Origin of the sequence: Spirillospora sp. NPDC049652 (assembly GCF_040675125.1) — a bacterium.
Classification (GTDB): Bacteria; Actinomycetota; Actinomycetes; order Streptosporangiales; family Streptosporangiaceae; genus Spirillospora.
This window is the reverse complement of record NZ_JBFAOF010000197.1, coordinates 1-9,687: the sequence shown is the minus strand read 5'-3', so window position 1 is coordinate 9,687 and position 9,687 is coordinate 1. Positions and strand designations below refer to the sequence as shown.

Sequence of the window (9,687 nt, the reverse complement as noted above, 5' to 3'; positions counted from 1 at the left end):
GGGCCCGTTGACGCCGTCCGGTCGCCCCGGATCGCAGTCGCCGCCCGACCGCTCGGGAGCGCCAACGCCGTCCGGTCGCCCCGGATCGCGGTCGCCGTCCGGTCGTCCGGGGGCGCAGGGGTCCTCTTCCAGGTCGGGGCCGCGATCGCCGTCCGGTCGTCCAGGGGTGGGGGCGCAAGGGTCGCCGCCTGCGCGGATGTCGTCGCGGTCGGTCTTCGAGAGCGCGCCCCCGGCGGGCGAGGACGACGAGCCGCCGCCCGCGCGGTCGGGCCGGACGTGGCGGGTGCTCGGCGTGCTGTCGGTGGTCATTTCCCTCGTCCTGGTGGCCGGGAGCATCGCCGCGTACGCGCTGTGGCGCCGGATCGACGGCCAGATCGGGCGCGAGGACGTCACCGCGCAGCTGCCCCCGCACCGTCCGCCCAAGCTGAACGACGCGATGAACATCCTGCTCATCGGGTCCGACTCGCGGATGGGCGCGAACGCGCGGTACGGCACCGAGGTCGGCGAGCGCTCCGACACCACGATCCTGCTGCACCTGTCGCCGGGCGGGAACCAGGCCCTCGGCATCAGCTTCCCGCGCGACTCGATGGTCCGGATCCCCGACTGCAAGCGCCGGAACGGGACCGTCATCCCCGGCCGCCTCGACATGATCAACTCGGCGTTCGCGCAGGGCGGGTCGGCCTGCACCTGGGCCACCGTCGAGTCGCTGACCAGGATCCACATCGACCACTTCGTGAAGGTCGACTTCACCGGCTTCAAGCGGGTCGTGGACGCCCTCGGCGGCGTCGAGATCTGCGTCCCGCGCCGCATCGACGACCCGAAGGCCGAACTGCACCTGCGCAAGGGCCGCCAGACCGTGCACGGCGACCAGGCGCTCGGCTACGTCCGCACCCGGTACGTCCTCGGGGACGGCTCGGACCTCGGCCGCATCCGCCGCCAGCAGCAGTTCATGGCCTCGGTCGTCAAGAAGGCCACCGACAAGGGGATGCTCAAGGACCCGGGCAAGGTCTACTCGTTCCTCTCCGCCGTCGCCAAGTCCATCAAGGTGGACCGGGAGTTCACCATGCAGGCGATGGAGAAGACGGCGAGCGGCCTGCGCGGGATGAGCGCGGGCAAGGTCCGCTTCGTGACCGTCCCGGTGGAGGCGTACCCGGCCGACAAGAACCGCGTCCAGTTCAACGCCGCTCAGTCCGAAGCCCTTTTCCAGGCCATCCGCAGCGACAACGCCCCGCCCGAGCCCGCCCCCGGCGGCCCTGGCAAGCCCGGCGGCCCGGCCAAGCCCGTCCCGCCCGCGCAGGTGAAGGTCACCGTGCTGAACGCGACGTCCGAGCAGGGACTCGCCGGACGCGTCGGCGACCGCCTCAAGGCGCGCGGGTTTCAGATCGTCCGGACCGGGACGAAGAAGAGCGGCTCGCACGCGAAGACCGAGATCGTGTTCGGGCTGGGCGCGCGGGACCAGGCGGCGGCCCTCGCCGCGGCGGTCCCCGGCCACCCGCCGAGACGGGACCTGAACCTGAAGCCCGGCACGGTCTACCTGGTCATCGGCACGGACGGCGCGACCGTCGGCCCGGCCGTCCGGCGCCCCGTCCCGAAGATCGCCGGCGAGATCCGCGCGGACCGCGACGTCTGCGGCGCCCGCTGACACCCGGAACCGGGCGCGCCCGCCGGGAGAGGAACGACGGTTGTCGCTGACTCTGAACGTTCACTGTCAGATCTGACCTGTATATGACGGATTGGCGGTATCTTGTGCCCGCCCCTCACCAACCACCCCCTCACCATCCGCCATCCCCCCCCGCGCCTCGAGAGTCATGCAGGACGAACCCTTCTGTTTGCTCATGACCGTGTACGGCGGCGACCGCCCGGACTACTTCCGGGACGCCTTCCGCAGCGCGGTGCACGACCAGTCCCTGCGTCCCGACCAGGTCGTGCTCGTGCAGGACGGCCCCGTGGCGCCCGAGCTCGAGGCGTGCGTCAACGAACAGGTGGCGACCGCTCCGGTCGAGGTCACCTTCATGCGGACCGACGACAACCACGGTCTCGGGCCGGCGCTCGACCTCGGGCTGTCGGCCTGTCGGCACGACATCGTCGCCCGCATGGACGCCGACGACATCGCGATGCCGCACCGGTTCGCCGTCCAGGTCCCGATCGTCCGGGACGGCGCGGACCTGGTCGGCGCGGGCCTGCTGGAGTTCGGTGCCGACCTGGACGACGTCGTCGGCCTCCGCACCCCGCCGAGCGACCCGTCCGACATCGCCCGGTACGCCCGGCTGCACGACCCGTTCAACCACCCGACCGTCGTCTACCGGCGGAGCGCGGTGGACGCGGCGGGCGGCTACGGCGACCTGCCGCTGATGGAGGACTACTGGCTGTTCGTCCGCATGATCGCGGGCGGCGCGCGGGCGGTGAACGTGCCCGAGCCGCTGGTCTACTACCGGGTCGGGAACGGCGCTTACGAGCGCCGCGGCGGCCGCGACCTGCTCCGTTCCGAACTGCGCCTCCAGCGTGAGATGTACCGGGCCGGGCACCTCACCCGGCCCCAGTACGTCCGGAACCTGGTCGTCCGCGGCGGTTACCGGTTCGTCCCGACCAGCATCCGCCGCCCGGTGTACCGCATGGTGGTCGCACCGTACGGAGCCCGCCGCAACCGCGCCCGCGACCAGGTCGCCGAGGCGCCGCCCGCGACGTCGCCGGACGCGGCCGCGATCGCCGAAGTCCGTCCTGACGGCGCGGTCTAGCGCGCCTCCGAACGTGCGGAGGCCCGCCGGGAAGAACTTCCCGGCGGGCCTCCGTGTTCGGATCAGGGAACGGGACGGGTCCAGAGGACGGGCAGGTCCGCATCGCCGCCCACCGACCGCCCGACGCCGAGGAGCGTGTTCCCCAGCGGCGCGAGGCCCGTGACGCTCTGGTCGCCGCCCCCGCCGAGGCCGGTCCCCTTCTGGACCGCCGCCGCCCAGGACGAACCGTCCGCCGAGGTCAGCGAGAGGACGTCGGCGCCGCCGCCACGGGCCACGGTCGCGGTGGCGGCGAAGCCCTTGGGCGTCGCCGTCAGCGCCGTGACGACCGCCTGGTCCGCGCCGCCCGGGGTGGGCACCTGCTTCCACGTCCTGCCGCCGTCCGCGGAGACGTAGCCGAGCCAGCCGAGGCCCTGCGGGGTCGCCGCGAGGCCGGTCGCGACGAGGGTGGAGCCCTTGGCCGCCACCTGGGTCAGGTGCCCCTCCTTGACGCCGCCCGGCAGTGGGAGCTGCTGGAGCTTCCACTGGCGGCCGTCCGCGGAGTTCCACACGGCGGGGCGGTTGCCCTCCCGGCCCCGGACGCCGCCGACCGCCGCGTAGCCGAACGAGCCGCCCGCGACGCCGAGCGCCCAGCGGGTGTCCCGGTCGGCGGCGAGGCCGTCGCGGCCGGAGCCCCGGCCGCGCTCCCAGGCCTGCAGGTCCTTGGAGAACCAGGCCGCGGCCGACGGGCCCTCGGCCCCGACGACCACGTAACCGGCGGGTCCGGAGGCGGCGGCGACCGTCGACGGCGGCGTCGCGCCGGTGCCCCGGAACGCGGCGGCTGTGTCGGCGGCCCGCCAGGTGGCGCCGTCGGACGAGGTGACCACCAGCGCATGACCCTGGTCGGAGCCGACCGCCAGCCACCCCGCGGTCCCGCCGGTCACCGCGGTGAGGCGCTGCGCGCCCGGCCGGGTGAACGCCGCGCCGAGGCCCTGCGCGAGCTTCCAGGTCGAGCCGTCGGACGACGTCCAGGCCGCGGCGTCGCCACCCGCGCCGCCGACCGCGACCGCGCGCCCGTTCGCCGCGCCGACGCCCGCCACCGTGTGGTCGCGGCGGACGGCGCCGGGCACCTTGGCGAGATCGAGCGGGTCGCCGGCCCCGCCGGCGTCCCAGCCGGCCAGCAGGCCGTTGACGTCGCCGCTGCCGGGTTGCTCGCCGACCGCGACGGTCCTGCCGCCCGCGGCCGCCGCGTCCGCCACACGCTGCCCCGGCCGGACCGGCAGGCTGCCCGCGTCGTGCCAGGAGCCGCCGTCGGTGCTGCGCGAGATGAGCAGGTCGTTGCCGCGCTGGACCAGCGCGGCGTAACCGCTGCCGTCCCCCACCAGGCGCTGGGTGGCGCGGTAGCCGCCCGGGGTGAGGCGTCCGGCCTGCTTCCAGGACGCCCCGTCCTTCGACGTGAACGCCTGGCCGAACTGCCGGTTGCCCGCCTTGATCTCGCGGACGGCCACGAACCCGGCCGCGCCGCCGCCGACCATCAGTCCGCGCGAGCCCTTCGGTGCGGGGATGTCCGACCCGGACCAGCTGCGGCCGCCGTCGGTCGAGCGCCAGGACAGCCGGAACGGGGCGGCCTTCCGGCCGTCCGGCGTGACCGTCGCCTCCAGCAGGATCGTCTTGCCGCTCGCTGCGGCTTCGGTGAGCTGCACCTTGCCCTTGCGCTCGCCGAGTCCGATCTGCTGCACGTCGCGGCGGGCCTCCCAGGCGTTGCCGTCCCCGGAGAGCCAGACCGTCGGGACGGCGTCGGAGTAGTCGCCCTTCGTGGAGGTCTCGCCGACGGCGGCGAAACCGGTGTCGGTCGCGACGACCCGCCGGATCCGCGCGTTCGGGCCGAACGGCTCCCCCACGGCGTCCGGCTGCCGGCGCCAGGTCCGGCCGTCGCCGCTCGTCCAGACCAGGCCGCCACCACCCTGCCGGGAGCCGATCGCGACCCAGCCGTGCGCGGACCCCGCGACGGCCTTCGGCGACTCACCCTGGCCGGATGAGCCGTCCTCAGGGCCGGAGACCGTCGCGGACGTGAAGGTCTTCCCGCCGTCCCGGGAGACGAGGAACAGGCCGCGGGCGTCCTGCGCGTCGCTCTCGCCGCCGATCGCGACGACGGTCGACCCGACCGCGGCGACGCCGGCGAGCTGCTGGTCGCGTCCGTCGGACGGGAGGTTGACGGGCAGGGGGAACAGCGCCTCGTCGGCCTTCGCGCCCGCCGAGGGGCCGCTGCCTCCGCCATCGCGCATCTGCGTCACGGCGAAGACGCCGCCGGCCGCGATCGCCACCACGGCGATGCCCGCACCGCCGAAGACCAGCGCCTTCCGGCCGCCCCCGCCGCCGCTGCCCGTGGGCTGCTTGGACTTGGCGGCCTTCTTCGGCTTCTTGCCGCCCTTGCCCGTGTCCTGGCTGTTGAGCCAGGGCTCGTTGAACTGGGGAGCGTTCTGCTGCGGAATGTCGAGGCGGGTTCCCTCGGTCTGCTGGGGAAGGTCGAAGCGGGTCCCTTCGATCCGCGTCGCGTCCGCCGGGGGACCGGACGCCAGCGCGCCGGGCGCGGGCGCCGTCTGCCCGGGGATCTCCTGCGCCCAAGGGAACGGCTCGGCGGCCGGGGGCCTGCTGTCGGGGATCTCCTGCGCGTACGGGAAGGGTTCGGCGACGGTCGGCGGCGCGGCCGGCACCTCCTGCGCGTAGGGGAACGGCTCGGCAGCGGAAGGCTTGTCGTCCGGGATCTCCTGCGCGTACGGGAAAGGCTGGATCTGGGGAACCTGCTGCGCGTACGGGAACGCGTTGGGCGACGAAGACGGCGGCGAAGGCGCCGAGGACGACGAAGGCGAGGGCGGCCCGGGAGGCGGCGCCGGCGGCGCGGACGGCGGTTCGGCCGGGGCTCCGGGCGGTTCGGGGAGCGCCGGAAGGTCGGGGAGCAGCCCGGCATCGGGGCCGGCCCCGTACGGATCCGCCTGCCACTGCGGCGGAGGCGGTGGCGAAGCGGACTCGTCGTGCGTTCCGTCCCCGTCCGAAGGGTTCGGAGTGGTGGGTGGTGTCACGCCCGTCTCCCCTGGTCGCCTGCGTTCGGCCGCGTTTTCGCCCCCGGATCATATCCGGGCGTCCGGGACCTCTCACCTGGGTCGGACCGCGACCGTCCAGCGTCCTGTCAGTATTCGTTCGGCCGTTCCGCCGGCGCCCTGCCGGACGCCTGGTCGGGCGCCCGCCGGATGCCGGGCACAGCCGGTTCGGTGTTCGGTCAGCGCGTCCGGTCGGCGGTCGCGCAGCTCGGCCCCGCGCAGTGGACGAGCGCGTACAGCAGCGCCGACAACTCCCGCGCGCGCGGTTCCGGCAGCGTTCTGGCGAGGTTGTTCAGGTTGTCCGGATCCTTGGTGAGGTCGTAGTACTCCTTCTCGCCCGTGTCGTACTCGACGTACAGCTCGCCGGGCAGGCGGAGCGCGTTGTAGCTGGGCGGCGCGCCGGGCGCGGAGTCCTGGCGGTCGGGGTCGTCGGGGGACGGCGCTGGTTTGACGTGTTCGACCAGAGCCACGTCCCGCCAGCCGGACGGCCTGTCTCCGCGCAGGAAGGGAACCAGTGACCGGCCGTCCACCCCGTCCGGGACCGGAGCTCCGGCGAGTTCGAGGAAGGTCGGCGCGAAGTCGGTGTTCTGCCCGAGCGCGTCGGTCTCCCGTCCGGCGGGGACGTCCGGGCCGGTGACGATGACCGGAACCCGGATGTCGCTGTCGTACGGGGTCATCTTGCCGCCCGCGAGCCGGTGCTGCCCGAGGTGGAAGCCGTTGTCGGACCCGAACACGACATAGGTGTCGCGGTCGCGCCCGACCTCGGCGAGGGTCTGCTGGAGGCGGCCGATCATCTCGTCCACCGCCTGGACCATGCGGGCCCGGTCGCGGAAGCCGTTGTCCACGCCGCGCAGGCCCGGCTTGCGCAGCTTGGGATGGGAGCGCAGCCAGCCGGGCTTGTCCGAGACGTCCCCCTCGTTGAAGGAGGGGGACCGGGGCGCGGTGAGGCCCGGGAACAGCCCGGCGTGCCGCGGCGCGGGCACGAACGGCCCGTGCGGGGCGAAGCTCGCGATCTCCAGGAAGAACGGGCGCTTGTCGGTAGCGGCGCGCTTGACGAAGTCGACGCCCTTCCCGGCGATGACGTCGGTCAGGTAGTCCTCCGGCCGGTGCCCGTACTGGACGAGCTTCCCGTTCTCGTTGAGGCGGTAGTCGTACTCGGGGTAGCCGTTGCCCGCCACGGCCCATTCGTCCCAGCCCGGCGGGACGTAGGGGGTCGCGCCGCCCTGCGTGTCCCCGGGCTGGTAGCCGTTGAGGTACTTGCCCATGAGGCCGGTCCGGTACCCGGCGGCTCGCAGGGCCGGGGCGAACGACAGTTGCTCGTCGCCGCGCGCCTTGAACACCCCGTAGCCGCCCAACGGCGGGAAGTTGGTCCGGACGCCGGTGTTGTGCGGGTACCGCCCGGTGAGGATCGAGGCGCGGGACGTGCAGCACAGCGAGTCGGCGACGAAGAACTTCGTGAAGGTGAGGCCGCGCTGCCGCATCTGGACGACGTTCTTCATGTGCTGGACGAGGTCCCAGGACAGGTCGTCGGTCAGCACGAAGACGACGTTCGGCTTCCCCGCACCGGCCTTCCCGCGCCCCGGGGGCTTGTGCCCGCCCGCGCCTCCGCACGCGCTCAGCGCGAGCAGCAGCGCGACGAGCAGTGCCGCCGGGGCCGACGCGAGGCGGGAGCGACGGCTCGGCACGGACGCTCTCCGGTGCACGAGTCCTGTCTCCTCTCGTGGGCAACGGTTGGCAACTGTACCGATCGTGATCGGTAAGTGCGCGTCCGTACCGCTATGTCGGCAGGTCACCCGTTGTTTGGCATGATGTCGGACCGTTGAGGGGAGGCCGGTTGGACCTGCGCGCGAGCGGACGCGGCGCGATGCCGCACGCCCGTGGTCCCCGGCGTGGTCCGCGACGCGGTGGGCTGAGCGGTGCGCTGCGCGGCCGGCGCACCGGCGCGCTGAGCGGCCGGCGGTTCGGTCCGCTGGACCGTGTGCTGCGGCGGCTTCCCGCGCGCATCCGTCCGAGCGGCCCCCTCATGCCGTTGTTCGCCGGCGCCCTCGTCAGCCTGCTGGTCTTGGTGGCCGGGCTGGCGGCCGGCACGGGCGGCGGCGGGCCGCGGAAGGAGGGGCGCCGTGCGGAGGCCGCTCCGCCGAGTCCGGCGGGAACCCCGACGCCGCTCCACGCGCCCGGCTACACCGCGGACAAGCCGGTCATCGATCCCGGATTCGCCGACCCCGACGTGATCAAGGTGGCGGGTGTCTACTACGCCTACGGCACCAACGACGGCGCGGCGTCGCTGCCGGTCGCGACCGCGCCGTCGCCGACCGGCCCGTGGACGCGGCGGCCCGGCGACGGTCTGGCCCGGCTGCCCGCATGGGCCTCGGCCGGCTGGACGTGGGCGCCGGAGGTGGTCGAGCCGGCCGTCCCGGGCCAGCCCTTCGTGCTGTACTTCTCCGCACGCCGCCGGGACCGGGACATCCAGTGCGTCGGCGTCGCCACCGCGACCTCACCCGCCGGCCCGTTCGTCCCTGTGGACGGCGATCCGATCGTCTGTCCCGCCGACCTCGGCGGCGCGATCGACCCCGACCACCACGTCGAGCCGGACGGCACCCGCTACCTGCTCTACAAGTCCGACGCACTGGCGACGTCGGCGATCTGGGCGGTCAAGCTCACGCCGGACGGCCTGCGCACCGCGGGCGAGCCGCCGCACCGGCTGATCGCACGCGACGCGTCCGACCCGATCCTGGTCGAGGCCCCGGCACTGGTAGAGCGCGGCGGGCAGTACGTGCTGTTCTACTCGTCCGGCCGGTACTACACGTCCGGATACCAGACCCGGTACGCGGTCGCGCCGTCCTTGTTCGGGCCGTACCGGAAGGAGCCCGGAGCGCTGCTGTCCACGGGCGCGTTCGGCGGGACGGTCCAGGGTCCGGGCAGCGTGTCCGTCCTTTCGTCGAGCGACGGCGCCGACGACTACCTCGTCTACCACGGCATCCGGCGGTACCTCGGCGGGTCGCGGGTGAGCCGCGCGATGTACGTCGGGGCCCTGGTCTGGGACGGGGCGCGTCCAGCTGTGCGCGGGCCGGCCGTCCGCTACGAGGCCGAGCGCGGCCGGCTGAACGGCTGCGTGCAGGCCCAGCACCGCGACCGGGCGTCCGGGGCTTCGGCCGTGGGGCTCTTCGACCGGAACGGCTGCGCGCTGGAGATCCCGGTGTTCGCGCCGGAGACCGGCCGTTACAAGGTCCGCGTCCAGTACGCCGACTGGGCGAAGGACGAGGCGAGGCTCGAACTCACCGTCAACGGTGCGTCCCCGAGACAGGTCCGGATGTCCTCGACCCGGACGGGCGTCTGGGCTTCGGTGACCGTCGACGCCGATCTGGGCAGCGGGTGGAACTCTTTGGCGCTGCGCCGTGTTTCCGGGCGCACCCAGGTCGACTTCGTGGAGGTTCGGTGACGGCGGGGACGCGCTCGTAGAGGGCGAGCCACCCGCCGTGGTAGCGCCACATCCCGAGGGTCCGCCAGGGCCCGGCCTTGGCGATCACCTCGTTCCGGCGCGCCACGGCGTTCCCCGGCCGGACGGGGACCGAGCGGCTGCCCATCACCCACACCCGGTCGGCCTTCAGCAGCTCCGGACGCAGCGCGATCGGCGCCTTGTCCTTGCCGGTGAAGTTGCCGGCGTGCGTCGGGTCCTCGGCCATCCCGAGGTCCCGCAGGCGGCCGAACGTTCCCGGATAGGCCATCGCGCCCCACCGGACCACGCCTGCGAGGTAGACGATCGCATCGCCCTGGCGCCCGTGGGACCGGATGATCTGCGCCGCCGCGCGCAGGTCGTCCAGCCGTGAGTCCTGCTCCCGGATACCGGCCTGCGCGGGGACGGTCAGCGTCGCGAGCAG

The 9,687-nt window shown here is 74.0% G+C and carries 5 protein-coding genes and 1 pseudogene; 3 read left to right on the top strand and 3 right to left on the bottom strand.

Annotated elements, in window-relative coordinates:
- Positions 1-309 (bottom strand): annotated as a pseudogene (locus tag AB0J52_RS15590) (hypothetical protein); the annotation flags it as partial.
- Between AB0J52_RS15590 and AB0J52_RS15585 the strand changes: the two are divergent.
- Together AB0J52_RS15585 and AB0J52_RS15580 are read left to right on the top strand one after the other, a co-directional pair.
- Complete coding sequence (locus tag AB0J52_RS15585) at positions 293-1,642, top strand: LCP family protein (protein WP_500182262.1); 1,350 nt, start codon at positions 293-295, stop codon at positions 1,640-1,642. The pseudogene AB0J52_RS15590 and the gene AB0J52_RS15585 overlap by 17 nt on opposite strands.
- Before the next feature lie 193 nt (positions 1,643-1,835).
- Positions 1,836-2,735, top strand: coding sequence for a glycosyltransferase (locus AB0J52_RS15580; protein WP_500182261.1), 900 nt, complete (start codon positions 1,836-1,838; stop codon positions 2,733-2,735).
- 62 nt (positions 2,736-2,797) lie between these two features.
- On the opposite strand, the gene AB0J52_RS15575 is transcribed toward AB0J52_RS15580, so the two are convergent.
- Together AB0J52_RS15575 and AB0J52_RS15570 are read right to left on the bottom strand one after the other, a co-directional pair.
- On the bottom strand, positions 2,798-5,791 hold the full coding sequence (locus AB0J52_RS15575) for a hypothetical protein (protein WP_500182260.1): 2,994 nt from the start codon (positions 5,789-5,791) through the stop codon (positions 2,798-2,800).
- Positions 5,792-5,988: 197 nt separating this feature from the next.
- Positions 5,989-7,494: a sulfatase family protein gene (locus AB0J52_RS15570; protein ID WP_500182259.1), complete on the bottom strand. Its 1,506-nt coding sequence runs from the start codon at positions 7,492-7,494 to the stop codon at positions 5,989-5,991.
- A 149-nt stretch (positions 7,495-7,643) separates the two neighbouring features.
- On the opposite strand from AB0J52_RS15570, the gene AB0J52_RS15565 reads away from it, so the two are divergent.
- Positions 7,644-9,248 carry a family 43 glycosylhydrolase gene (locus AB0J52_RS15565; RefSeq protein WP_500182258.1) on the top strand — a complete coding sequence of 535 codons (1,605 nt, stop codon included), beginning with the start codon at positions 7,644-7,646 and terminating at the stop codon, positions 9,246-9,248.
- Positions 9,249-9,687: the final 439 nt, after the last annotated feature.